Below are 23,687 nucleotides of genomic sequence, written 5' to 3' on the forward strand. Positions count from 1 at the left end.
GGGCACGTACCTGCCCGTGAAAGGAACCCCACCATGGCCTCCGTGACCTTCCGCTCCGCCAGCCGCCAGTACCCCGGCTCCCCCCGCCCCGCCGTCGACTCCCTCGACCTGGAGATCGCCGACGGCGAGTTCCTCGTGCTCGTGGGCCCCTCCGGCTGCGGCAAGTCCACCTCCCTGCGCATGCTCGCCGGTCTCGAGGAGCTCTCCCACGGCAGCATCCTGATCGGCGACCGGGACGTCACCGACGTGGACCCCAAGGACCGGGACATCGCGATGGTGTTCCAGAACTACGCCCTGTACCCGCACATGACCGTGGCGGACAACATGGGCTTCGCCCTGAAGATCGCCGGCGTCCCCGCGGACGAGCGGCGCCGCCGCGTCGAGGACGCCGCGAAGCTGCTGGACCTGACCGAGTACCTGGACCGCAAGCCGAAGGCCCTCTCCGGGGGCCAGCGTCAGCGCGTGGCCATGGGCCGGGCGATCGTGCGCGACCCGCAGGTGTTCCTCATGGACGAGCCGCTCTCCAACCTGGACGCGAAGCTGCGCGTGCAGACCCGCGCCCAGATCGCCAACCTGACCCGCCGTCTGGGCACCACCACCGTGTACGTGACCCATGACCAGACCGAGGCCATGACCATGGGCGACCGGGTGGCGGTCCTCAAGGAGGGCCGCCTCCAGCAGGTGGACACGCCGCGCAACCTCTACGAGCGCCCGATGAACGTGTTCGTCGCCGGGTTCATCGGCTCCCCCGCCATGAACATCTTCCGCATGCCCGCCACGCACGAGGGCGTGCACTGGGGCGAGACGGTCATCCCCGTGCCGCGGGAGGATCTGGCCGACGCCGGCACGGCGGTGGACCTCGGCGTGCGCCCCGAGAACCTGGTGGTCAGCGACGACGCCGCCGGCCTGCCCGTGGAGGTGGACACCGTGGAGGAGCTCGGCGCGGACGCGTACGTGTACGGTCACGCGACGATCGGCGGCGAGGAGCGGCTCATCACCCTGCGGACGGTGGGCTACACGGCGCCGGAGAAGGGGTCCGTGGTGCACGTGGTCCCGGACCCGGAGCGCGTGCACCTGTTCCACGCCGAGACCGGCGAGCGACTCAACCGCTGACGGCGGCGCGGGGCGCGCGACGGCGGCGGGCGGCGCCTGCCCTCAGCCCTGGCGCTCGGCCAGCTCCGCGAGCCGGTCGATCGACGCGCGGAGCTGCCCTTCGCCGGTCCGCAGCGCCTTCTGGACGCGCTTCGGGTCGGTGAGGGCGGTCCAGTCATAGGTGTGGGTGACGCGGCAGCCGCCCTCGTCGTCGCCCTCGACCTCCCACCGCCACAGCTGGCCGAACGGCTCCCCGCCGACCTCGGAGGGCTTCCAGGCGATGCGGCGGCCCTCCTCGAACTCGACCACGTGGTTCGCGCGGTCCACGCCCTTCTGCAGGGTCATGACGAACACGTCCCCGACGGCGGTCACCCGCTGCCCGGGGGCGGCCTCGGCCAGGTTGTCGTTGCCGTCCCACTCGGGCTGGCGGGAGGGGTCCGCGATCAGCTCGAAGACGACGCCAGCCGGCGCGTCGACGTGACGGGTCGCGGACACGACGCGGTCCTCAGGGGCGGGCAGGGCGGTCTCGTCGATGTGCTCCATGGGGAGAGCGTAGACCCCGGTGCGCGCCCACCGAGAGCGCCGGCGGGGCTCGCGCCGGGGGCGGCCCGACCTCAGATCAGGCCCAGCGCGGTGAGCTTGGCCGCGGTCTCCTCGTTGGTCGGCTCCACCTGGTGGTCGCCGTCGGGGAACACGACCACGGGGATGTTCTTCCGGCCGGAGATCCGCTCGGCGGCATCGGCCTGGGCCGGGTCGGCGACGAGGTCCACATAGTCGTAGGCGACGCCGAGCTCATCGAGCTGGCGCTTGGTGCGCAGGCAGTCTCGGCACCAGTCGGCGCCGTAGACGGTGACGTCGTTCTGACTCATCCGTCCAGCGTACTGAGGGGTGGGATGCTGGGGGCATGCCCGCCCAGCCCTCCCCCTCCGGCCGCACCGTCCACCTGTCCACGTCGGGCGTGGACGCCCGCATCGCCCCCGACGAGTTCGGCGGGTTCGTCCTGGAGATCGGCGGGGCCGTCCAGTCCCACGTGGACCTGGCCGACCCCTTGCGCATCCGCTACGAGTACCTGCGCCGCATGGCCCACGTGCTCGACGGCGTCGCTCCGGCGGGCGCGCCGGTGCGGGTCCTGCACCTCGGCGCGGGCGCGCTGACCCTGCCGCGCTACCTCCAGGCGACCCGACCCGGCTCGGAGCAGACGGTGGTCGACCTGGACCGGGAGCTCGTGTCCTTCGTGCTCGCCGAGCTGCCCCTGCCGGCGGGCACGGACCTCGTCTCCGTGGTCGCGGACGCGCGCCTGGCCGCCGTCGACCTCGCGATGGACGGGGAGCGGTTCGACGCCGTCGTGCTGGACATCGGCACCGGCGAGGAGGGCGCCGAGCACCTGCGCGGCGCCGCATTCTACGAGGAGCTGCTCGAGCTGCTGACGGCGGGCGGGGTGCTGCTGGTGAACATCGGCGACGACGCCGGCCTGCGTTTCCTGGGCGCCGAGCTGGGCGCCCTCGAGGAGGCGGCCGCCGAGGCCGGGGTGCCCGGCCCGTGGACGCTCGCGGACCAGAGGATGCTGGAGCGCCTGGACTGGGGCAACGTCGTGCTGGCCGCGGGGGCGCCGCTGGGAGAGGCCGGCTGCCCGGAACGCCTCGCCGCGGCGGGGCCGCATCCGGCGGCCGTGCTGGACCCGGCGGAGTCGGCCGCGCTGGCCTCCCGCATCCGTCGCGCCTGAGGGCGGGAGCGGTGCTCAGGGCCGGGGGTCCTCCGCACCGGGGCCCGTCTGCGGCCGGGGCCACGGGTGGCCCCGGCGCTCCTCCGCCCCCTCGTTGAAACGCCGCAGGAGCCTGCTGAACTCGACGACGTCCTCGGCGGGCCAGGAGGCGACGATCTGCGCCACGTTGTCCGCCCGGGAGCTCAGCTCCGCGGCAAGGCGGGCGCGTCCCTCCTCCGTGGGACGGTGCAGCCGGGCGGAGCCGCCGTCGGGGTCCGCCACCCGCTCGACGAGGCCGGCCTTCATGGCGGCGGCCACCTGCCGGTGGACGGTGGAGACGTCGAGGTCGAAGGCCTCGGCCAGCTCGGCGACGCTCATGGCCCCGCCCGCCTCCAGGCGGGCGAGCAGCACGGTGGCGCTGCGCTCCAGCGCGCTCGACCGGCCATAGGGGGCCACCCCCTGCGTGGCCACCCGCAGCAGGAGCATGTGCTCGTACATGATCCCGCGGACCGGGTCGACCCACGCCCCCTCAGATGATTGCATCATGCAAACGATGCTACCTTTTGCATCATGCAAATCGCCGAGCAGGAACGCATCGCCTCCCCCACCTTCGTCCTCGCCTGGGTGGTCTCCTTCCTCCAGTTCCTCGCGTTCTACGCCCTCGTCACCACCATGGCCGTGTACGCGGTCCGGCAGTTCGCCGCCTCGGACGCCGGGGCGGGGCTGGCCTCGAGCGCCTTCGTCATCGGCGCCACCCTCAGCCGCGTGGTCACCGGCCACGTGGTGGACCGCTTCGGCAAGCGCCGCGTCCTGGTGGCGGCCCTGGTCGCCGTCGCGCTGTCCTGCACGCTCTACCTCGTCGCCTCCTCACTGCCGGCCCTGGTGGCGGTGCGCATGCTCCACGGCGCCAGCTACGCCTTCGCCAGCACCGCCGTCATGGCCCTGGCCCAGGCGGCCATCCCCGACGGGCGACGCGCGGAGGCCACCGGCCACCTCGCGCTGGGCACCACCCTGGCCACCGCGATCGGCCCCGCCCTGGGACTCTTCCTCGCCGGCTCCATCGGCTACGCGTGGCTGTTCCGGGCGACTCTGGGGATCACGGTGGTCAGCCTCGTGCTGGGCCTGCTGCTGCGCGAGGCGCCCGCCGCGGCGGACGTCGACGGCGAGCGCGCCGCCGGCGAGGTCCCCCTGGAGCACCCCGCCCCCGCGGTGGGCTTCCGCCTGCGCTCCGTGCTGCACCCGGCGGTGCTGCCGATCAGCGGCTTCATGCTGCTGGTGGGCCTGAGCTACGCCGGGATCCTCACCTACCTGAACGCCTACTCGGTGGAGCGCGGGCTCACGGCCGGCGCCGGCCTCTTCTTCCTGGCCTACGCCGCGGCGATGCTCGTCATGCGCCTCACCCTGGGCACCCTGCAGGACCGCCGGGGGGACGACGCCGTCGTCTACCCCGCCCTCCTCTGCTTCACAGCCGCGCTCCTGGTGCTGGCCTTCGCCACGCGCGACTGGCAGGTGGTGCTGGCCGGGGCGCTGAGCGGCCTCGGCTACGGCACGCTCATGCCCGCGGCCCAGGCGATCGCCGTGAACGCGGTGCCCTCCCACCAGCTCGGCGCCGGCATCTCCACCCTCATGCTGTTCGCGGACGTGGGGCTGGGCCTGGGCCCCGTGCTCCTGGGCGGGCTCGTGGCCTCGGCCGGATACGGCACCATGTACGCGGCCCTGGCTGGCGTACTCGTGATCGCCGCCGGGTACTACTTCGTGATGCACGGACGGCGGGGAGCCGTGGCCCGCGCCTGAGGGCCGGGCGGCGGCGGCCCGTCGCCAGGCGGCGCTACCGCCGCCGTGCAGGCCAGGATGCGAGCGTGACGGCGGCGAGGGCGCCCAAGGTCCCCAGCACCGTCGTCATGGTGACCACGGATCCGTCAGTGGGGGCCACCAGGTCCACCACGAGAGAGCCCAGGAGGTTGCCCGAGACCAGGCCGAGAGTGGCGGCGAAGACACCCAGGCGCGGGACGACCATGGCGCCCACCCCGATGAACACGCACCCCAGCGGGCCGCCGAGGTAGAGCCGCCAGTCGTGCGGCAGCGCGGGCATGCCGTGGCCGGAGGCCAGGGTGATCCCGCCCCACACGATCCCGAGGAAGAGGACACCGGCGGTGAAGTTGACCAGGGTCGCCGGGATGGCGGTGCCGTAGGCCGTGGTCTGACGGGCGTTGAACACCTGCTGTCCGGCGGTGGCCAGGCCGGCCAGCAGGGGCAGCAGGGCCAGCAGCGCCCAGCCGGGCCCGCCGCCGGCCTCGCCGAGCGAGGGCCGCACCACGAGGGCGACCGCGGCCAGGGCGAGCGCCGCCCCCGTGAGGCGCCGCGGCGTCAGGCGCTGCACCCCGGCGGGGCTGAGCCCGAACCGGTCCACGACCATCCCGCCGACCACCTGCCCGGTGACCACGGCGACCGTGAACACGGCCACGCCGAGGGGGCCGATCGTCGCGGACTGGGTGAGCACCAGGAGCCCGCCGATCACGCCCGCCACCGCGTACCACGGGCGCACGGACCCCGCGGCGAGGGCCGGACGGATGCGGGCCAGGCCCCGGCGGCCCCGCGGCGTCAGCACGCTCACGAGCACCATGACGGCCAGGCCCGCCGCGAAGGAGCACAGCGCGGCGAGGACGGGGTCGCCCGTCAGGTGGGCGAGGCGGGAGTTGATGCGGCCCTGCAGCGGCATCACGGAGCCTGCGGCCACCGCGAGCGCGAACAGCAGGGCGGTCGCCCGCGGGGAAGGGACGTCCGGGCGGGCGGCGACGTCGGCCGGGCGGGGGCGGGCGGGTCCGCGCTCGGCCGACGGGGCAGAGGATTCGGGTGGCATCCCCCCGTTGTACACCTCTAGGCGGTCAGGCGCGCCTCGAGCCCGGCGCGCACCGCGGGCCACTCCTCGCGCACCACGCTGAAGTAGTCGACGTCGGCGATCGTGCCGTCCGCCGCCGGGCGGAAGCGGCGCAGAGTGCCCTCGAACGCCGCCCCCAGGCGGGCGATGGCGGCGTGCGAACGGGCGTTGCGGTGGTCGCAGCGCAGGGCCACCCGCTCCAGCGTCCATTCCTCGAACGCGTGCCCGAACAGCAGCAGCTTGCAGCCGGGGTTCACGGAGGTGCCCCACACCCGACGGGCGTAGACCGTGTGCCCCACCTCCACCCGCAGCCCCGGCACCAGGTCATAGAGGCTCGTGCGCCCCACCAGCTCCCCGCCCTGCTCGACGGCGAACGCGAAGGTGCCCTCCCGCTCGATCAGCTCGGCGAGGTGTGCGGACATGGCCGCGCCGTCCACCGGCAGGGGCGCACTGTTCCCCGCCCACATGGCCGCGTCGACGAGCTCGCGCAGGGCGGGGCCGTCATCGGGGGTGAGGGGGCGCAGGGTGAGGTCCCCGCGGGTGAGGACGATCTCGTGCTTCATGCACCCATCCTGTCAGCGGACTGGGGGCGATCTCCCGGCACGACGAGACCGAGCGCCACGGATGAGGGCGTCGCCTCCGGCGCCCGGCCGGCTCAGAGCGTGGCGGAACGGCGGGCGGAGGCCCTCATGGCCGCGACCCGCTGCGCCACAGGGGCCTCCAGAGCGCCCGGCTGCAGGGCCGGGGCGAGATCGGCGGCCACCTCTCGGGCGACCCCCTCGAGGGCGGAGGCGTCCTGGGCGACCCAGGCGCGCAGCGTCAGGTGCTCCCGCATCCACGCCGTGAGCGTCTCCTCGGACTCCGGGGTGAGGGCGAAGCCCACCCCCGCCGCACCCGGGCTGGTGCGCTCCACATCCAGGCCGAGCTCGCCCGCCAGCAGGGCGGCGAACGCCTGGCGCAGCGGTGAGACGCCGGTACGACCGGACTGGAAGGCGGCGCGCACCTCGCGGCACTGCAGGCTCTCGTCGGCCACGTCGACGGCGAGGACGTCACCGGCGGCGGGGGTGAGGCCCAGGGCGGCACGGGCTGACTCCTCGGCCACCACGGCCACGATGCCGGGCACTGCGGGGGCGGCGGTGAGGAACTCGGCGTACCGCATGCCCGGAGTGGCGGCGAGCACAGCGGCGGCCTCGGCGGTCAGGGACGGGGTGTCGACGGCGGTGATGGTCATGGATCCAGGGTGAATCGCGATTCACTGAGACGGGGAGCGGCGTCCATATTCTGAGATTTACAGCCACATGGTGAGACTCACGCCTCCCCCGACGTGCAGTACGCTGGCCCCATGCAGATGCACGCGCAGCAGTGGTGGACCGCCTGAGGGCGGCCCCGGTCATGCGCATCTGACACGACGAGCCGCTCGCCTGCCGGGCGACTCGGTCATGAGCGGCTCCGGCGCGCCCCATCCCAGGAGGACCCCCGATGACCCACCGCAACCCCGAGGACAACGCCCTGAGAGGCGCCGCCGAGCCCCGCACCCTCGCCGAGGCCTGCGACCTCGTCACCACCCCGGACCTGGACGTCTCCGCGGACGGCATGTTCGGCCAGTACGGCGGCGCCCACCTGCCCCCGCAGCTGGCCGGCCCCATGGCCGAGGTTGCCCGCGCGTACGCCGAGGCGCGCACCGACCCCGAGTTCTACGCTGAATACCGACGCCTGCTGCGCGACGCCGTCGGGCGTCCCTCCCCCCTGACCCCGCTGGACCGCCTCTCCGACGAGCTCGGCGGCGCACGGATCGTGCTCAAGCGCGAGGACCTGAACCACACCGGCGCCCACAAGATCAACCACACGATCGGCGAGGCGCTGCTCGCCAAGCGCATGGGCAAGCGCAGCCTGATCGCGGAGACCGGCGCCGGCCAGCACGGCGTGGCCCTGGCGACGGCGGCCGCGATGGTCGGCCTCGACTGCGAGATCCACATGGGCGCGATCGACGTGGCCAAGCAGCACCCCAACGTGGTGCGCATGCGCCTGCTCGGCACGAAGGTCGTCTCGGTGGAGCGCGAGGGCCGCTCCCTGAAGGAGGCCGTGGACTCGGCGTTCGAGGTGTACGCGGCGGACCCGGAGAAGTACCTCTTCGCGATCGGCTCCGTGGTGGGACCGCACCCGTTCCCCACGATGATCCGCGACTTCCAGTCCGTGGTCGGCCGCGAGGCCCGCGCCCAATTCCAGGAGCGGTTCGGGGCGCTGCCGAGCGCCGTCGTCGCCGCGGTGGGCGGCGGCTCCAACGCGATGGGCGCGTTCACCGCGTTCCTCGACGACGCCGACGTCGCGCTCGTGGGCGTCGAGCCCGGCGGCCGCTCCGCGACCAAGGGCGAGCACGCGATGACCATGACCCAGGGCCGCGACGGCGTCCTCCACGGCATGGCCACCCTCGTCCTCGCCGACGACGACGGCACCCCGGACCCCGTGCACTCGATCGCCTCGGGCCTGGACTACCCGGGCGTCGGCCCGCAGCACGCCCATTTCGCGCGCGTCGGCCGCGTCCAGTACGTGGCCGAGGACGACGCGGCCGTGCTCGACGCGTTCCAGCGGCTCACGAGGCTCGAGGGCGTCATCCCCGCGCTCGAGTCCGCGCACGCCGTGGCGCACGCGATCCGCCTCGCCCCGCAGATGGGACGGGACGAGCGGATCCTCGTCAACCTCTCCGGCCGCGGGGACAAGGACGTGGACTACGTGGCCGAGAAGCTCGGTCTCACGGGCGAGGCGGACGAGGTCGTGCGGTGAGCTGAGGCAGCGGCCCGGTGGCGGCACCGGTCAGCGCGTAGCCTGGCACGCGTGATGACCCTGATGTGGGGCGCCGTCGCCGCGTCCTCCCTGCTCGTGGGCGCCGTCCTGGCGACCCTGCGCCGCTGGCACATGGGCACGATCGGACTCGTGCTCGCCTTCGGCGCCGGCGCCCTGATCGCGTCCGTGTCCTTCGAGCTCGCGGAGGCGGGCGTGCAGGCGGCCGGACCTGCCGCCGTCGGCATCGGGCTGACGCTCGGCGCGGCCGCCTACTTCCTCGGCGACCGTGCGGTGGAGCGCTCCGCCGCGAGGTCCGGGGGCTCGTCCTCGGGTGCGGTGCTGACCGTGGGCGCGCTGCTGGACGGCATCCCGGAACAGCTCGTGCTGGGCATCGGGCTGGCCGCGGGCGAGGGCGTGTCCCTCGCGCTGCTCGTGGCGATCTTCATGTCCAACCTGCCCGAGTCCATCGCCGCCACGGCCGACTCCCTCGACGGCGGCAAGACGCGCCGCCACCTGCTGATCCAGTGGTCGCTCGTGGCGGTGGTCTGCGCCCTGGCGACGTGGGGCGGCGGGCTGATCGCCGACGTCGCCTCCCCTGCCCTGACCGGCGGCATCCAGGGCTTCGCGGCCGGCGCCCTGCTGGTCATGCTGATCGACACGATGATCCCCGAGGCTCGCGAGAAGGGCGGGGAGAAGGCCGGGCTGCTCACCGTGGTCGGCTTCGCGCTCGGCGCGTTCCTGTCCCTGGTGGTGTGACCGCCCAGGGACAGGAACGCCCGGCTCCGGTCACGGGGTGGGCATGCCGCCGGTCACCGGGATGGTCGCGCCCACCACATAGGAGGACTCCGGCGAGGCCAGGAACACGTACGCCGGGGCGAGCTCGGTGGGCTGCCCGGCGCGGCCCAGCGGAGTGGACTGGCCGAACTCCGGCAGGGCCTCCGGCTTCTGGCCGCCGGAGGGCTGCAGCGGGGTCCAGATCGGACCGGGCGCCACGGCGTTCACGCGGATGCCCTTCGGGGCCAGCTGCTGGCCCAGGGCCTTCGTGAAGGTGTTGATGGCGGCCTTCGTGGCGGAGTAGTCCACCAGCTGCTCCGGGGCCATGTAGGCGACCACGGAGGTGGTGTTGATGATCGTGGAGCCCGGCTTCAGGTGCGGCAGGGCGGCCTTGACCAGGCGGAACTGGGCCAGGATGTTGACGTCGAAGGTGGCCTCGAGCTGCTCGTCGTCGATGTCCTCGATCGAGTCCTGCGCCACCTGCTTGCCGGCGTTGTTCACCAGCACGTCCAGCCCGCCGAGCTTCTCGACCGCCTGGGCCACGAGGTCGGCGCAGAACGTCTTGTCGCGGAGGTCGCCGGGGATCCCGGCGGCGGTGCGCCCCTCCGCCTGCAGGACCTCGAGGACGTGCTGGGCGTCCTTCTCCTCCTCGGGCAGGTAGGTGATCACGACGTCGGCGCCCTCGCGCGCGAACGCGATCGCGGTGGCCGCGCCGATGCCGGAGTCGCCGCCGGTGATGAGCGCCTTGCGGCCCTCGAGACGGCCGGTGCCGCGGTAGGACTTCTCACCCAGGTCGGCCTTCGGCGTCATCTCCGCGTCCAGGCCGGTGCCGGGCAACGACTGCTCCGGCGGGCTGATCACGGGGTAGCGCTTCGTGGGGTCCTGCAGGGTGAGCTGGTCGGTGGTGGTGGTGTTCGCGTCGTCGTGCGCCACGGGGTGCTCCTCATGGTCTCGGGGCGGCGCGCGGTCTGCGCGCCGTCCTCCGAGCGTAGGGAGCAGCCCCCCGGCAGAGCCACGGCTGACCGCCGGGCCACCGGACATGCCCCACCCGCTCCCCTGGACGACGAGCCCTGCGATTTGGCCCCTAACCGGCGGGTTTAGGGGCCAAATCGCAGGGCTCGTCGCGGGGTGCCGGGTGTCGCGGGGTGCCGGTGCCGGGGCCGGGCGTCACAGCCCGCCGTGCACGAACTCCCCGCCCACGGCGGTGGCGACGACGTCGATCGCCGCGATCTGATCGCTCGGCACCGCGCGCGGGTCCTCGCTGAGCACCGTGAAGTCCGCGAGCTGGCCCGCGACGAGCCGTCCCTTGCGGCCGCCCCAGCCGGTCGCCTCCGCGGAGCCGACCGTATAGGCGTGCAGGGCTTCGGCCACCGTGAGCCGCTCCGCGTCCGGGCCGTACTGCTCGCCGGTCTCGGTGCGGCGCAGCACGAAGTCCTGGATGACCTCCAGCGGGCGGCCGCCGGCCACGGGCCGGTCCGAGCTGCCGGGCAGCACCAGGCCCGCGCGCAGCAGCCGCCCGGCCGGGTACGAGAGCGCGGCTCGCTCCGGCCCGATCCGCTCCCGCACCGACCCGCCGAACGCGCTGATGAAGTTCGGCTGGGTGGCCATCACGACCTCCAGCTCGGCCATGCGGGCCACCTGATCGTCGCGGACCACCCCGCCGTGCTCCACGCGGTGCGGCATCACGGGCCGCCCGAACCGGCCCCGCGCCTCGGCGATCACGTCGAGCGCGAAGTCGAGGGCGGCGTCGCCGATCGCGTGCAGGGCCAGCGCCCAGCCGGCGGCCGCCGCACCGAGGCACGCTCGGCGCATCTCCCCCGCGTCCTGCTGTAGGTAGCCGCGGCCGTGGCCGTGGCCGCAGTAGTCCTCGGTCATCGCGGCGGTCTGTCCGAGCATCGACCCGTCCGTGAACACCTTCGCCGGCCCGATCTGCAGCCACTCGTCGCCCACGCCCGTGCGCACGCCGGCGTCGAGGGTGAGGTGCGTGCCGTCGTCGGGATGGCCGTCCACCGGGCGCAGCGCGTCCAGGGTGACCATCGTCTGGAAGCGGGTGCGCAGCAGCCCCGCGTCCCGGGCGCGCTGATACGCGCCGAACTCGAGCGGGCTGTGCCCGATCCACCCGCCGGCCACCCCCGCATCCGTCACCGAGGTGATGCCCTCGGCCGCGTACTCCTGCGAGGCCCGCGCCAGGCACGCGCCGATGTGCTCGTGGGACTCCGGCTGCAGCAGCCGGGTCACCAGGCTCATGGCGGTCTCCTCCAACAGACCGGTGGGCCGGCCGGCGGCATCCGTGAGGATCCGTCCGCCCTCGGGCTGCTGCAGCACCTGCTCCCCCACGCCGGCCAGGACCAGCACCGCCCCGGACACCGTGACGGCGTGGCCCGTGTTGTGGCGGATGAGCACGGGGCGCCCTGAGGCGGCGGCGTCGAGGCTGTCCCGGTCCGGCTGCGGGCCGGTGAGGTGGCCGGGGTCGAAGCCGGTGCACGTCACCCAGGCGCCGGGGCCGAGCTCGGCGGCGCGGGCGCGGACCCGGCGGTGGACCTCCTCCGCGGTGCGCGCACCCTCGAGGTCCACGTCCAGCCGGGACTGGCCGAACCAGACGCTGTGCGCGTGGGCGTCGTTGAACCCGGCGAGGACGGTGCGCCCCCGCGCGTCGAGGCGTTCGCGCGCCGTCAAGCCGTCCAGCTCCTCGTCCACCCCGACGACGACGCCCCGCCACACCCCCAGCCGCGAGGCCGACGGGCGGGCGGGGTCGCCGGTGATGAGGCGGGCGTTCTCCACGATCAGGTCGAGCTGCATGGGGCGGGTCTCCTGGGGCGGGGCGGCGGGGACTGATTCGCGAGCGTAGCCGGGCCGGGCTCAGGCGGGCCCGGCCGCCGCGTCCAGCGCCCGGGCCAGGTCGGCGAGCAGCTCCGCCGTCGGCTCGACGCCCACGGACAGACGCACGAAACCGTCCGGGACGTCGTCGCCCCAGCGGGCGCGGCGCTCGGCCGCCGTGTGCGTGCCGCCGAAGCTGGTCTGCGGCACCACGTACTGCGCCGCGGCGATGAACCGCTCGGCCGCCGCCGCGTCCGCGAACCGCAGCCCGACGAGGCCGCCCGCCGCCGTCATCTGACGCGCCACGACCTCCGCGTCCGGGTGGTCCGCCAGCCCCGGGTAGACCACGGCGCGCACCGCCGGGTGGCCCGCGGCCAGCTCCGCGACCGCCTGCGCCGAGGCGCACATCCGGGCGAAGCGGACCTCGAGGGTCTCGAGACCGCGGTGGATGAGCCAGGCCTCGTGGGTGCCCAGGATCCCGCCGGCCAGGGTCCGCCAGCCGCGCACCCGCGCCATCACCTGCGGGTCCCGGCTGGCCACGTGCCCGCCGAGGGCGTCCGTGTGCCCGTTGACGGCCTTCGTGTCCGAGGCCACGACCACGTCCGCCCCCAGCTCCAGCGGGCGCTGCCCCAGGGGGGTCAGCAGCGTGTTGTCCACCACCACGAAGGCCCCCGCGCCGTCCCGGCGGCCGTTCGCGTGGGCGCGGGCGGCGACGTCCGCCAGGTCCGCCACGCGCAGCCCCGGGTTGGAGGGGGTCTCCACGAGCACCAGGTCGTAGCCGCTCAGGTCCGCATGGGCGAGCCCCTGGGTGGCGACCAGGTCCACGTGCACGCCTCGGGGCGTGAGGTGCTCGGCGGCGAGGGCGCGGGTGGGCCCGTAGCCGTCCGCGGGCAGGAGGGCGCGGTCCCCCGGGTGCAGCAGGGGCAGCAGGACGGCGGCGATCGCGGCCATGCCGGAGGGGACCACGGCGACGTCGGCGTCCTCCAGCGCGCCCAGGGCGGCCTCGAGCGCGGACCAGGTGGGCGTGGCCCAGCGCGCGTACTGGAAAGGCACGTCCGCGCCGGGGGCGGTGGGGGCGCCGTCCGGGTCCGCGCCGGGCAGGTGGAACGCGCTCGCGTGGACCAGCGGCGGGGAGATGGACTCCCCCGGGGCCATCCCGTGGGCGCGGTGGTGCAGGACGGTGCCGAAGGCGGGCGGCGGCGGGGCGGCGGACATGGCCCCGAGCGTAGTCCCGACCCCGGACGCGGCAGCGCGCCCCCTCCCTAGACTGGCGGACATGACCTCCGGCCCTCCCTCCCCCGCCCTGCCCGCCGGGCCCGCCGCCCACCTGCGCGGCGAGCACCTGACCGTCTCGCTCGGCGGGCACCGCGTGCTCACGGACGCCACGGTGCGGATCAACGCCGGCTCGCGGCTCGGGATCGTGGGTGAGAACGGGCGCGGCAAGACCACGCTGCTCCACGTGCTCACGGGCCGGATCACGCCCGACGTCGGCCGCGTGACGCGGGCGGGCACGCTCGCGTTCGTCCCGCAGGCGCTGCGGGCGCGGGCCGACGGGCGCTCCCGCACGGTGGGCGACCTGGTCCGCGACGCCCTCACGGGCCCGCACGCCGCACTCGAGGCCCTGGACGCCGCCGCGGCCGCCCTGGCCGAGGCCCCCGACGACGCCGGCGCCGGACACCGGTACTCCACCGCGCTGGAGCGGGCCCACCTCTACGACGCCTGGGACGCCGGCCGGCGCGTGGACATGGACCTCGAGGGGCTGCACGCGTGCACGGACCGCGAGCGCCCCCTCACATCGCTCTCGGTCGGCCAGCGCCACCGGGTGCGCCTGGCCGTCACCCTCGGCTCCCGGCCGGACCTGCTGCTGCTGGACGAGCCGACCAACCACCTGGACGACGTCGCCCTGGACTTCCTCACCCGCCGGCTGGTGGAGCACCCGGGCGGGGTCGCCGTCGTCAGCCACGACCGCGCCCTGCTGCGCGCCGTGTGCACCGACATCGTGGACCTGGATCCCAGCCAGGACGGGCGGCCGCGGCGGTACTCCGGCGGGTACGCCGGCTGGGCGAAGGGGCGCCGCCGCGCCCGGGCCGCCTGGGAGCAGGAGTACGCCGAGCAGAACGCCGAGCGCGAGCGGCTGGAGCTGGCCGTGGAGGACGCGCGGGAGCAGATGCAGGGCTCGTGGCGGCCCCCGAAGGGCACCGGCAAGCACCAGCGCTCGAGCCGGTCGGCGGGGATCGTGCAGATGTTCAACCGGCGCTTCGACGAGCTGGAGGCGCACCGGATCACCGTGCCCGAGCCGCCCCTGCGCCTGGACTGGCCGTTCGCGGACATGCCCGACGGCGACCCGCGGGACGGCGCGGACGCGGCGGCGGGCACGGCGGGCGGGCCGGGCACGGCGGGCGACGACGTCCTGCTCACCGCGGACGCCGTGCGCGTGGCCGGGCGGCTCGAGCAGCCGATGGGCGCGGCCCTCGTGCCGGGCGGCCGCGTGCTGGTGACGGGCCCGAACGGGGCCGGGAAGTCCACGCTGCTGCGCGTGCTCGCCGGGGACCTGGAGCCCACGAGCGGCTTGGTGACCGTGGGCGCCGACGTGCGCGTGCGCCTCGTGGCGCAGGAGACCCCCGCGTGGGACGAGGAGCGCACCGCCGCCGCCGTGTTCGAGGAGCACGTGCGCCGCGTCGGCGCGGACGAGGCCGGCGTCGACGACCTGGGCCGTCCCCTGCCGGCCCCCACGCTGCCCTCGCTCGGGCTGCTCACCGCCGAGGCCGCGGACACCCCGGTCGGACGCCTGTCCCAGGGGCAGCAGGCCCGTCTGCACCTGGCGATGGTGCTCATCGAGCGCCCCCACGTGCTGCTGCTGGACGAGCCGACGAACCACCTCTCCCCCGCGCTCGTGGACGAGATGACCGAGGCCCTGCAGGTCACGGAGCAGGCCGTCGTCGTGGTGACCCACGACCGGCAGATGCTCGCCGACCTCGCCGACTGGCCGCGCGTCGAGCTGCGGACCGACGCCGCGGCGGTGTGAGGCGGGCGGGGCCCCTGGCCACAGGCCCGGCCCGGCGGTCCGCCCTCAGAGGTGCGCCCGGCACAGCCGCCGCAGCGCCACGCGGGCCGGCAGTCGGTAGGCCAGGGCGACGACGGCGGGCCCGTGGACCGTCAGCCCCGCCCGGGTGCCGCGGGGGGTGGCGGTGAGGTCGTGCGTCATGGAGACCGCCGTCCCGGCCACCCGCACCGTCCACCGCCAGGTGCGGGCGTCGTCGTCGACCTCCTCGACCACGAACGGGACGCGCAGCCCCAGGGGCGCGTGGACCACGCCGCGAAGCCCGGCCCGCAGCCGGCGCCGTGGCGCCTCCACGGCGCGGATCTGCGGAGCCCACCGCGGCCACAGGCGCAGGTCGGCGTAGCGGGCCCAGGCCACGTCCACGGCGGCGGGCCCGGTCGTCGTCACGCGGCGGAACTGTCGGGGGCGGCGCGCGCGCCTCGCGCCGGCGGGGGTGCGGGTCCAGGGGGTCCGGATCATGGTGCCGAGCGTAGGGTCCGGACCGCCGGCCGGGACACGCCCGCCGGCCCGAGCGGCTCGGCCAGTGCACCGGGGGCGGCGTCGCGCTCCGGCAGGATGGGCGCATGACCCTCCCCACCCCCCTCCGGCCGCTGGACGACGACGGCGCGGCCTGCCTTCGCCGTCGCCGCGGCCCTGTCCCTGGGCGGCAACCTGCTCTCACTGTGGATCGGCTCGTGGAAGTCCTCGGACCTGCCGGCCGACGCGGGCTACGCGGGCGTGCTCGAGGGCGGCTGGGAGCACATGCTCAACCAGCCCACGTACTTCACGTTCCTCTCGAACTTCCTGGTGGGGCTGACGTCCCTGCTGCTGGCGCTGCGCCTGCACCGGCCGGGCACGCTGTTCCGGGTGCTGCGGGTGACGGGGGTGGTGTGCATCGTGATCACGGGCGTGGTGTTCAACGTGCTGCTGCGGGACGCCGACCCGATGACCGCCGTCGAGCGGTTCAACGACACCCTGCAGCACATCGTCACGCCGATCCTCACCCCGGTGCTGTGGGCGGTCTTCGGGCCGCGGCGGCAGATCACGTGGCGGGTGGTGTGGTTGTCCACGCTCATCCCGCTCGCCTGGCTGGCGTTCACGCTGCTGCGCGGGCCGTGGCTGGACTGGTACCCGTACACGATCCTGGACGTCCCGCGGCTGGGCTACGACGGCGTCGCCGTCTACGTGGTGGCGATCCTCGTGTTCTTCGTGGCGGTCGCCGCCCTGCTGCGGGTGGCCGACGGCCTGCTGGCGCGGGCCGGCGTCGGGGTGGGGGCGGGCGCCGAGGCGGAGGCCCGGGTGGAGGCCCGTCCCTCCCCCTGACCCCGCCTCAGTCCGACGCCGCGCGGCCCACCTGCACCGCCCACGCGCGGACGAGCGCCTCGGCGACCTCCGGCTGGTCCAGGTGCACGTTGTGGCCGGCGGCGTCGAGCGCCGCGTAGGTGGCGCGCGGGTAATGCTCCAGGAGCGCGGCCTGGTCCCGGTAGCCGACGAGGTGGTCCTCCCGGCCGGTGAGGATCAGGGCGGGCCCCTCGAACGGCGGCGCGGCCTCCTCCGGCACGGCGTCCAGGACGTAGCGCGCGGACAGGCGCTTCAGCGCCTCCTCGTCCACGGCGCGGACGCCCGGCAGCGCGTGCTCGCGGAACCGCTCCCACGTGTCCCGCGTCAGCCGCGGGGACATCTCGAGGAACGGGGCGGCGTCGTCGGGGTCGAGGGTAGACATGAAGGCGTCGTCGCGCTCGCGCACCACCAGGTCGGTGCGGGTGCGCCGGTCCTCGTCCGGGTCGACGACGGGCGCGAGCAGCCCCAGCCCCAACACCTGCGCGCCGAACTCGGCCGCCACGTGCCGGGCGAGCAGGCCGCCGAGGGAGTTGCCGAGCACCGCGAACGGCCGCTCGCCGACCTCCGCGCGGATCCAGTCCACGAGCCAGGCGGCGAGCTCGGGGAGGCCGCCGTCGTCCTGGAGGGCCGAGGTCCGGCCGAAGCCCGGCAGGTCCACGTAGATCCGCTCGACCTCCCCGGCCTCGGCGAGGGCGTCGTCGAGCGGCAGCAGCAGCCGGTGGTCCACGCTGTTGCCGTGCACCGCGATCAGCGGGACGCCGGAGCCGCGGCGGACGACGTGGGGGTTCTCGGGGGTGTGCTCGGATGTGTGCTCGGTCATGGGTCCGAGCGTAGGGCTGAGCGCGCGGTGCCGCCCTCTCCCCGCCGCCCTCTCCTCGCCGCCCTCTCCCCGCTGCCCCCTCCCCACCGCTTTGCGGGCCGAATGCGACGCTCCCGTGCCCGATTCAGGGGCTCATCCGTCGGATTCGGCCCACAAAGTGCTCGGCCGGGCCGCCCGGTGCCGGCCGGTCACCAGAGCAGCTGGTCCCCGCGGATCTGCGTCTGGAGTCCGTCGATGCGCCCGAGCACGGAGACCTGCAGCAGGGCCGGCCAGGCGTGCACCACGAGCCCCAGGGCCACCGCGACCACGCCCCAGACCGGATGCCCGACGGCCGCCAGCGCCACGCCCGCCACCGCGTGCAGACCCGCGGAGGCGGCGTGGCTGACGAGGGAGCCCACGGCGGCGGTGCGGATGCGCCGCAGGTCGGCCCGGCCGGTGATGCGGCGGCTGATGGCCGCGTTCCAGCCGACGGCGCCCAGCTGCCGGGAGAGCCAGTCGGTGCGGACCCGGCGGGCGAGATCGCGCCAGCGCGTGTCCCGCCTCCACGGCCGGTCCACGAGCTGCCGCGAGGGCTCCCCGTAGAACGGGCCGAACCCGAAGGTCCCCACCGTGAGCACGCCGACGAACAGCCCCGGCGCCGTCGGCGCCATCAGCACGAAGGCGGACATCAGGGCGGCGACGGTGAGGGCCAGACCGGCGAGCGAGCGGGGAGTCATCACCGCGGACGCTAGCGCACCGGGCCCGCACCCCGGGCGATCCCCTCGAGCCGCCGCACGTGCGCGGCCCACCGCTCGGCGTCCCAGCCGGGCAGGTTGTCCCCGGGGCCGCGCAGGCCGGCCTGCCCGTCGATCCCCTCGCGCAGGATGTCGGCGTGGCCGGCATGGCGGGCCGCGTCGAGGGCCACGTGGGAGAGGATCTGCGCCAGAGTCACCTCGGCCAGGTGCGCGGGCCACCAGGGGACCCGCCCCCGCGCGTCGAGGACGAGGGCCTCGATGGTCGCGTCCGCGTGCGCGAAGCATCGCCGCGCGTAGTCGAGGACGTCCTCGAGGGTCTCGTCCTCGGCGGCGAACAGGTCCGCGCCGTCCTCCTCGCCCACCCCCGGCGCGTCCCAGGGCAGGGGGATGCCGGCGGGGCGGCCGAAGACCTCGCCGAAGTACTCGAGCTCGCACGTGGCCGCGTGCTTGAGCAGGCCCAGCAGGTTGGTGCCGGTGGGGGTGCGGGGCAGGCGGACCTCCCGCTCGGGCAGGCCGTCCAGCTTCGCGAAGAGGGCGTCGCGCTGCCGGCGCAGCCCCTGATGGAGGATCTCCTTGTGGTCCATGGGGTGAGCCTGCCGGGATTCAGGCCGCGCGGACGGCCCTGGCCCGTGGCCCGACGTCGTCGCGGACGTCCGGCGCCCCGGGCCGCCGTCGTCGGTCCTCAGCCCTCCCGGCGCGGGACCACGGTGATGGCCCGGGTGTCCGGGGCGGTGTCGGCGACGTGCTCCATGGCGCGGTCGAGGTCGCCGGTCTGCTGGTACGCCGCGTGGATCTGTTCCCACAGGCGGGCGTTGCGGACGCCGATCGCGTGCGGATCCAGCACGGGTTCCTGGCCGGCGCGGCGCTGGCGGTCGTAGTCCTTGAGCAGCCGGATGGCCACGGGGCTCAGCAGGATGAGCGCCACGATGTTCACCCACGTGTAGAGGCCGACGCCGAAGTCGGCGAACGCCCACACGAGGGCCGAGCTCTGCACGGACCCGAACACCATGGAGCCGGCCAGCATCAGCCGGGCGATCGCGATGACCGCGCGCTGCGCCGTCTTGTTCGGGATGAGGTAGGCGACGTTCGTCTCCGCGTAGAACGCGAAGGAGAGCAGGGTGGTGAAGGAGAAGAGGAAGACGGCGATCGCCACGAAGGACGGGCCGAAGGCGGGCAGTGCCTCGTCGATGGCGATCTGGACCCATGCCGGGCCCTCCTCGACGCCAGGCACGTGCTCGGCGAGGAGGCTCTCCCCGTCCGGGCCCAGCACGTTGAAGCTGTTCGTGGCGAGGATCATCAGGCCGGTCATGGTGCAGACGAACAGGGTGTCCACGTAGGCGGAGAACGCCTGGGCCAGGCCCTGCTTCACGGGGTGGGAGACGTGGGCGGCCGCCGAGGCCTGGGCGCCCGAACCGGTGCCGATCTCGGTGGAGTACACGGCACGGCGCACGCCCCACGCGACGGCGGCGCCGAGGATGCCGCCGTAGACCGAGTCCAGGCCCAGCGCGCTGGAGAAGATCAGCCCGAACATCGCGGGGACCTGCTGCCACATCAGCCCGACGACGAGCAGCCCCACCAGGATGTACGCGCCGGCCATGAACGGGACCACGAGGCCCACCGTGCGGCCCAGGCGGTGCATGCCGCCGAACACGATCACGCAGAACAGCACGGCCATCCCGAGTCCCACCCACAGCGGGTCCCAGCCCCACGCCTCGGTCGTGGCGGCGGTGACGGCGTTGGCCTGGATCTGCGGGCCGGTGAAGACCGTGGCGAATACGGTGGCCGCGGCATACGCGACCGCCAGCCACCGCCAGTTCCGGCCGAGCCCCTCGAGGATGTAGTACGCGGGCCCGCCGCGGTACTCCCCGCGGACCTTGTGCTTGTAGAGCTGTGCGAGCGAGCTCTCCACGAGCGCCACGGGGGCGCCGAGGATCGCCGTCACCCACATCCAGAACAGCGCGCCCGGGCCGCCCAGGTAGATCGCGGCCGCGACGCCCGCGATGTTGCCGACCCCGATGCGCCCGCCCAGGGCCATGGCGAACGACTGGAACGAGCTGATCCCCGCCGACGACGATCCTCCCCTGGCCAGCTGACCCACCATGTCCGTGAGCAGCCGCACCTGGGGAGCCGCCATGCGGATCGTGAAGTACAGGCCCAGGGCGAGGAGCCCGACGACCATGGGCAGGCTCCACATGATCGAGTTGGCGGCGGTGACGAACTGCTCCATGGTCACTTCCCAGGTCGTGGACAGGATCCGTGCACTCCATCACATTCGGGCCACCCCGGGCACCCCTGAGCCTCCCGGGGGTCTGCGCGGGACCGGCAGGGTCGGCCGGCCAGACACGCCGCGCCGTCCCCGCACCCCCGCCTCCCTCGAACCAGGAGAAAGTGGTCGCCTCACGAGGCGTGAGGCGACCACTTCCTCTGATTCGGCGTCGAGGGCAGCCCTCAGACGAGGCCCTTCTCCTTCAGCCACTCCCCCGCGACCTCTCGCGGCTGCTTCTTCTGCTCGCCCGAGTTCTCGGCGTTCATGGCCATGAGGTCCTCGGTGGTGAGGACCTTCTGCACGGACTCCACGGCCTCGCGGATCTGGTCCGTGACCCTGTCCTTGGCCATGAGCGGGACGATGTTCTGCGGGGTCACCATGCCCTCGGGGTCCTCGAGCATCACGAAGCCGTTCTCCTCGATGGCCGGGGTGGTGGAGAAGATGTTCGCCAGGTCCACGTCCCCGTCCTTGAGGGCCTTGACGGTCAGCGGGCCGCCGCCGTCGCTGATGGGGGTGAACTCCATCCTGTCCGCGGGCACGCCATAGACGGACTCCACGCGGGCGAGGCCGGCGCCGTAGTCGCGCTGGCTCATCTCCGGCGGGCCGCCCACGCGGAGGGTGCCGTCGTAGTCCTTCAGGTCCGCGTAGGAGGAGATGCCGTGCTGCTTGGCCCAGTCGCCGGCCGCGCACCAGGCGTCCTTGTTCTCCGCCTTCGCCTCGGCCAGGACCTCGAGGTCGTCCGGGAGGGCCTTCTGCAGGGCGGCGAACACCTCTTCGGACGTCTTCGCCTTCGCCTGCTTGTCATAGAAGGCCAGGAGGTTGCCGGTGTACTCGCCGATCAGGTCGATGGACCCGTCCTTGAGGGCACCGAGGTAGACCTCACGGGAGCCGATCTGCATCTTCCGCTCCACGGTGAGGCCCTTGGCCTCGAGGACCTGGGCGTAGAGCTCGCCGATGATCTCGGACTCCGGGAAGTTCGCCGAGCCCACGCGGACGGTCCCGCCGCCGCCCCCGCCGGAGCCGGAGCCTCCCGAGCCCTGCCCGCCGCCGTCGGAGGAGAGCGGGTCCCCGCCGCAGGCGGCCAGCAGGGGCGCGCCGGCGAGCAGGCCGATCACGGCGCGGCGCCGCACCAGCCGGTTCGGGGCGGCGGACGGGTTCGCTCCCGCCCGGGGATTCAGGGTGTGGTCGGTGGCAGCCATGGCAGCCGTCCTTTCGTGGGTCAGCCGCGGGCCCTCAGCCCAGCGGGGGTCAGGATGCGCTGCACCAGCAGCAGGAGGCCGTCGCACAGCAGGGCGAGCACGGCGATCAGCACGGCGCCGGCGAGCATGGTCACGTAGTCCTGCACGGCGAGCGCGTCGAAGAGGTAGCGGCCGAGCCCGCCGAGGCCGAGGTAGGAGGCCACGGAGGTCGTGGCGATCACCTGCAGGGTGGCGGACCGCAGTCCGCCGACGGCCATGGGCAGGGCGATCGGCAGCTCCACCTGGCCGATGAGCTGGCCGGTGGAGTGGCCGTTGGCGCGGGCAGCGTGGACCACCTCGCGGGGCACGGCCTGCAGTCCGGCGTAGGTGCCGGCCAGCAGGGGCGGGATCGCGAGGATCACCAGCACCATCACGGTGGGGATCAGCGCCTCCCGCAGCCTGATGTCCAGGACGATCGCGAGGAAGGTCAGCAGGCCGAGGGTCGGCAGGGCGCGCAGGGCGGAGGACAGCGCCACCACCACGCGCCGGCCCCGTCCGGTGTGGCCGATCCACACGCCCACCGGGAACGCGATGGCCGCGGCGATCGCCAGGGCGAGCACCGAGTAGCCGAGATGCTCGAGCACGCGGGCGGGCACGCCGTTCGGGCCCGCCCAGTGGGCGGGGTCGGCGAACCAGGAGAAGAGGGAGCTGATCATCGGCGACCCTCCTGCACCGCGAGGTCGGGCACGGTGGCGAGTGCCGTCGTCGTGGTGTCCTGTGAGGAACGACGACGGCCGCTCGCCTTCCGGACCTTCGCGCGCCTCGTCCACGGCATGAGGAGAGCGGCGAGGGCTACCAGGACGAGGTCGAAGACGACGGCGAGGATCACCGTGCCGACGATGCCGACGACGATCTCGGTGACGAAGCTGCGGGCGTACCCCTCGGTGAAGAGGGTGCCGAGGGACTGCACGCCGATCAGCGCACCGACAGAGACGAGGGACAGGGTGGAGGCGCTGACCACGCGGGTGCCGGCCAGGAGGGACTCGCCGGCCAGCGGCAGCTCCACCCGCCAGAACCGCTGCCAGGCGCTGTGGCCCTGGGCGGTGGCGGCGGTGAGGAGTTCGTCGTCCACGGCGTCGAAGGCCTCGGAGGCGCTTCGGGTCAGCAGGGCCACCCCGTAGAGGGTGAGGGCGATGACCACGTTGAGCGGGTCTAGGATCTTGGTGCCCACCAGGCCCGGGAGGATCACGAACACGGCGAGCGAGGGGATGGCGTAGAGCAGGCTGGAGCCGCCCACGATCAGCCTCCGACCCCAGCCGGTGGCGTTGGCCAGGCGGCCCAGGGGCACGGAGATCAGGAGGCTGAGCAGGACCACCGGGGAGGCGAGGGCGATGTGCCGCCAGGTCAGGGACAGGATGAAGTCCAGGTTGGCGCTGATCCAGGTCACGGCTGCACCAGCGTCCCGGCGACGCGGCCGGAGGCGTCCACCACGATGGGGGTGCCGGTGCGGTCCTCCACGTGGAGCTCGCGGCGGGCGCCGCCCACGAAGGAGCGGACGAAGTCGTCGGCGGGGCGCAGCAGGATGTCCTCGCCGGTGCCGTGCTGGGCCACGCGGGCGCCCTCGCGGAGGACCAGGACCTCGTCTCCGAGGAGGACGGCCTCGTCCACATCGTGGGTGACGAACAGGACGGTCTTGGACAGCTCGCGCTGGATGCGCAGCATCTCGGCCTGCAGGTCCGCGCGGACCACCGGGTCCACGGCGGAGAACGGCTCGTCCATGAGCAGGACGTCCGGGTCCGGGGCGAGGGCGCGGGCCACGCCCACACGCTGGCGCTGGCCGCCGGAGAGCTGGGAGGGGTATCGGGAGGCGACGGCCGCGGGCAGGCCGACGAGCTCGAGCAGCTCGTGCGCGTGGTCCCGGTCCTGGCGGGAGATCCGGCCGGTCAGGCGCGGCACGGTGAGCACGTTGTCCAGCACGGTGCGGTGCGGCAGCAGGCCGGCGTTCTGCATGACGTAGCCGATGCCGCGGCGCAGCTTCACGGGGTCCAGGGAGGCGACGTCACGGCCCTCGATGAGCACGCGGCCACCGGTGGGGTCTACCATCCGGTTCACCATCTGCAGGAGCGTGGTCTTGCCGCAGCCGGAGGAGCCCAGCAGCACGGTGGTGGTGTGCGGGGGGACCTCGAGGGAGAAGTCCTCCACGGCACGGGTGCCGTCCGGGAAGGTCTTCTCCACATGCTCGAAGCGGATCATGCGGTGGTGCT

At 74.3% G+C, this 23,687-nt stretch carries 25 protein-coding genes; 7 read left to right on the plus strand and 18 right to left on the minus strand.

Features of this window, described 5'->3' with window-relative positions; genetic code table 11:
- Positions 1-33: 33 nt before the first annotated feature.
- A complete protein-coding gene (locus MF605_RS00270; RefSeq protein ID WP_020624545.1) occupies positions 34-1,113 on the plus strand; it encodes an ABC transporter ATP-binding protein in 1,080 nt (359 codons plus the stop codon).
- Between the two features lie 42 nt (positions 1,114-1,155).
- Here MF605_RS00270 and MF605_RS00275 read toward each other — a convergent pair whose 3' ends face one another.
- Both MF605_RS00275 and MF605_RS00280 read right to left on the minus strand, forming a co-directional pair.
- On the minus strand, positions 1,156-1,635 hold the full coding sequence (locus MF605_RS00275) for an SRPBCC family protein (protein WP_078025646.1): 480 nt from the start codon (positions 1,633-1,635) through the stop codon (positions 1,156-1,158).
- 71 nt (positions 1,636-1,706) lie between these two features.
- Complete coding sequence (locus MF605_RS00280) at positions 1,707-1,961, minus strand: glutaredoxin family protein (protein WP_070708580.1); 255 nt, start codon at positions 1,959-1,961, stop codon at positions 1,707-1,709.
- A gap of 35 nt (positions 1,962-1,996) precedes the next feature.
- On the opposite strand from MF605_RS00280, the gene MF605_RS00285 reads away from it, so the two are divergent.
- Positions 1,997-2,815 (plus strand): spermidine synthase, encoded by an 819-nt coding sequence (locus MF605_RS00285; RefSeq protein ID WP_095695107.1) that lies wholly within the window; start codon positions 1,997-1,999, stop codon positions 2,813-2,815.
- Between the two features lie 15 nt (positions 2,816-2,830).
- Here the strand turns inward: MF605_RS00285 and MF605_RS00290 are convergent, their stop codons facing one another.
- Positions 2,831-3,340: a MarR family winged helix-turn-helix transcriptional regulator gene (locus tag MF605_RS00290; RefSeq protein WP_095695108.1), complete on the minus strand. Its 510-nt coding sequence runs from the start codon at positions 3,338-3,340 to the stop codon at positions 2,831-2,833.
- 24 nt (positions 3,341-3,364) lie between these two features.
- On the opposite strand from MF605_RS00290, the gene MF605_RS00295 reads away from it, so the two are divergent.
- Positions 3,365-4,588, plus strand: coding sequence for an MFS transporter (locus MF605_RS00295; protein WP_134416211.1), 1,224 nt, complete (start codon positions 3,365-3,367; stop codon positions 4,586-4,588).
- A gap of 34 nt (positions 4,589-4,622) precedes the next feature.
- Here the strand turns inward: MF605_RS00295 and MF605_RS00300 are convergent, their stop codons facing one another.
- The 3 genes from MF605_RS00300 to MF605_RS00310 form a co-directional block, all read right to left on the minus strand.
- A complete protein-coding gene (locus MF605_RS00300) occupies positions 4,623-5,654 on the minus strand; it encodes a DMT family transporter (protein ID WP_095695110.1) in 1,032 nt (343 codons plus the stop codon).
- A 17-nt stretch (positions 5,655-5,671) separates the two neighbouring features.
- Complete coding sequence (locus tag MF605_RS00305; protein WP_095695111.1) at positions 5,672-6,235, minus strand: GNAT family N-acetyltransferase; 564 nt, start codon at positions 6,233-6,235, stop codon at positions 5,672-5,674.
- Between the two features lie 92 nt (positions 6,236-6,327).
- A complete protein-coding gene (locus tag MF605_RS00310; RefSeq protein WP_069941221.1) occupies positions 6,328-6,903 on the minus strand; it encodes a hypothetical protein in 576 nt (191 codons plus the stop codon).
- Positions 6,904-7,151: 248 nt separating this feature from the next.
- Between MF605_RS00310 and trpB the strand changes: the two genes are divergently transcribed.
- Both trpB and MF605_RS00320 read left to right on the plus strand, forming a co-directional pair.
- Complete coding sequence (gene trpB, locus MF605_RS00315; protein WP_208857711.1) at positions 7,152-8,453, plus strand: tryptophan synthase subunit beta; 1,302 nt, start codon at positions 7,152-7,154, stop codon at positions 8,451-8,453.
- A gap of 54 nt (positions 8,454-8,507) precedes the next feature.
- Positions 8,508-9,209: a ZIP family metal transporter gene (locus MF605_RS00320; RefSeq protein ID WP_166795249.1), complete on the plus strand. Its 702-nt coding sequence runs from the start codon at positions 8,508-8,510 to the stop codon at positions 9,207-9,209.
- A gap of 30 nt (positions 9,210-9,239) precedes the next feature.
- Here MF605_RS00320 and MF605_RS00325 read toward each other — a convergent pair whose 3' ends face one another.
- From MF605_RS00325 to MF605_RS00335, 3 genes are all read right to left on the minus strand, one after another.
- Positions 9,240-10,160, minus strand: coding sequence for a glucose 1-dehydrogenase (locus MF605_RS00325; RefSeq protein WP_095695114.1), 921 nt, complete (start codon positions 10,158-10,160; stop codon positions 9,240-9,242).
- A 234-nt stretch (positions 10,161-10,394) separates the two neighbouring features.
- Entirely contained in the window at positions 10,395-12,026 is a 1,632-nt protein-coding gene (locus MF605_RS00330; protein ID WP_122054757.1) for an amidohydrolase, read from the minus strand.
- Between the two features lie 60 nt (positions 12,027-12,086).
- On the minus strand, positions 12,087-13,259 hold the full coding sequence (locus tag MF605_RS00335; RefSeq protein ID WP_134416209.1) for a cystathionine gamma-lyase: 1,173 nt from the start codon (positions 13,257-13,259) through the stop codon (positions 12,087-12,089).
- A gap of 61 nt (positions 13,260-13,320) precedes the next feature.
- On the opposite strand from MF605_RS00335, the gene MF605_RS00340 reads away from it, so the two are divergent.
- The gene (locus tag MF605_RS00340; protein ID WP_036315586.1) at positions 13,321-15,069 is read left to right on the plus strand and encodes an ABC-F family ATP-binding cassette domain-containing protein; all 1,749 of its coding nucleotides are present in this window, start codon (positions 13,321-13,323) and stop codon (positions 15,067-15,069) included.
- A 45-nt stretch (positions 15,070-15,114) separates the two neighbouring features.
- Here MF605_RS00340 and MF605_RS00345 read toward each other — a convergent pair whose 3' ends face one another.
- Positions 15,115-15,564: an SRPBCC family protein gene (locus tag MF605_RS00345; protein WP_020627043.1), complete on the minus strand. Its 450-nt coding sequence runs from the start codon at positions 15,562-15,564 to the stop codon at positions 15,115-15,117.
- A gap of 282 nt (positions 15,565-15,846) precedes the next feature.
- Here MF605_RS00345 and MF605_RS00350 point away from each other — a divergent pair, with 282 nt between their 5' ends.
- Entirely contained in the window at positions 15,847-16,407 is a 561-nt protein-coding gene (locus tag MF605_RS00350; protein ID WP_242821210.1) for a Pr6Pr family membrane protein, read from the plus strand.
- A 7-nt stretch (positions 16,408-16,414) separates the two neighbouring features.
- Here MF605_RS00350 and MF605_RS00355 read toward each other — a convergent pair whose 3' ends face one another.
- The 8 genes from MF605_RS00355 to MF605_RS00390 all read right to left on the minus strand — a co-directional run bounded on the left by MF605_RS00355 (position 16,415) and on the right by MF605_RS00390 (position 23,676).
- Positions 16,415-17,245, minus strand: a complete 831-nt coding sequence (locus tag MF605_RS00355; RefSeq protein ID WP_020627045.1) for an alpha/beta fold hydrolase — start codon at positions 17,243-17,245, stop codon at positions 16,415-16,417.
- A 188-nt stretch (positions 17,246-17,433) separates the two neighbouring features.
- Positions 17,434-17,961 (minus strand): hypothetical protein, encoded by a 528-nt coding sequence (locus tag MF605_RS00360; protein ID WP_036315583.1) that lies wholly within the window; start codon positions 17,959-17,961, stop codon positions 17,434-17,436.
- A gap of 11 nt (positions 17,962-17,972) precedes the next feature.
- Complete coding sequence (locus MF605_RS00365; protein WP_010079843.1) at positions 17,973-18,563, minus strand: DinB family protein; 591 nt, start codon at positions 18,561-18,563, stop codon at positions 17,973-17,975.
- Positions 18,564-18,661: 98 nt separating this feature from the next.
- Positions 18,662-20,206, minus strand: coding sequence for an alanine/glycine:cation symporter family protein (locus tag MF605_RS00370; RefSeq protein WP_095695778.1), 1,545 nt, complete (start codon positions 20,204-20,206; stop codon positions 18,662-18,664).
- 221 nt (positions 20,207-20,427) lie between these two features.
- Complete coding sequence (locus MF605_RS00375; protein ID WP_049159728.1) at positions 20,428-21,444, minus strand: ABC transporter substrate-binding protein; 1,017 nt, start codon at positions 21,442-21,444, stop codon at positions 20,428-20,430.
- 20 nt (positions 21,445-21,464) lie between these two features.
- Positions 21,465-22,139, minus strand: coding sequence for an ABC transporter permease (locus MF605_RS00380; protein WP_049159725.1), 675 nt, complete (start codon positions 22,137-22,139; stop codon positions 21,465-21,467).
- Positions 22,136-22,870 (minus strand): ABC transporter permease, encoded by a 735-nt coding sequence (locus MF605_RS00385; protein ID WP_049159722.1) that lies wholly within the window; start codon positions 22,868-22,870, stop codon positions 22,136-22,138. Before MF605_RS00385 ends, MF605_RS00380 begins: the two co-directional genes overlap by 4 nt.
- Positions 22,867-23,676: an ABC transporter ATP-binding protein gene (locus MF605_RS00390; RefSeq protein ID WP_060774840.1), complete on the minus strand. Its 810-nt coding sequence runs from the start codon at positions 23,674-23,676 to the stop codon at positions 22,867-22,869. The genes MF605_RS00385 and MF605_RS00390 overlap by 4 nt, the downstream gene beginning before the upstream one ends.
- Positions 23,677-23,687 lie beyond the last annotated feature (11 nt).

Origin of the sequence: Micrococcus luteus (genome assembly GCF_022664405.1) — a bacterium.
In the GTDB taxonomy this organism is placed as follows: Bacteria; Actinomycetota; Actinomycetes; order Actinomycetales; family Micrococcaceae; genus Micrococcus; species Micrococcus luteus.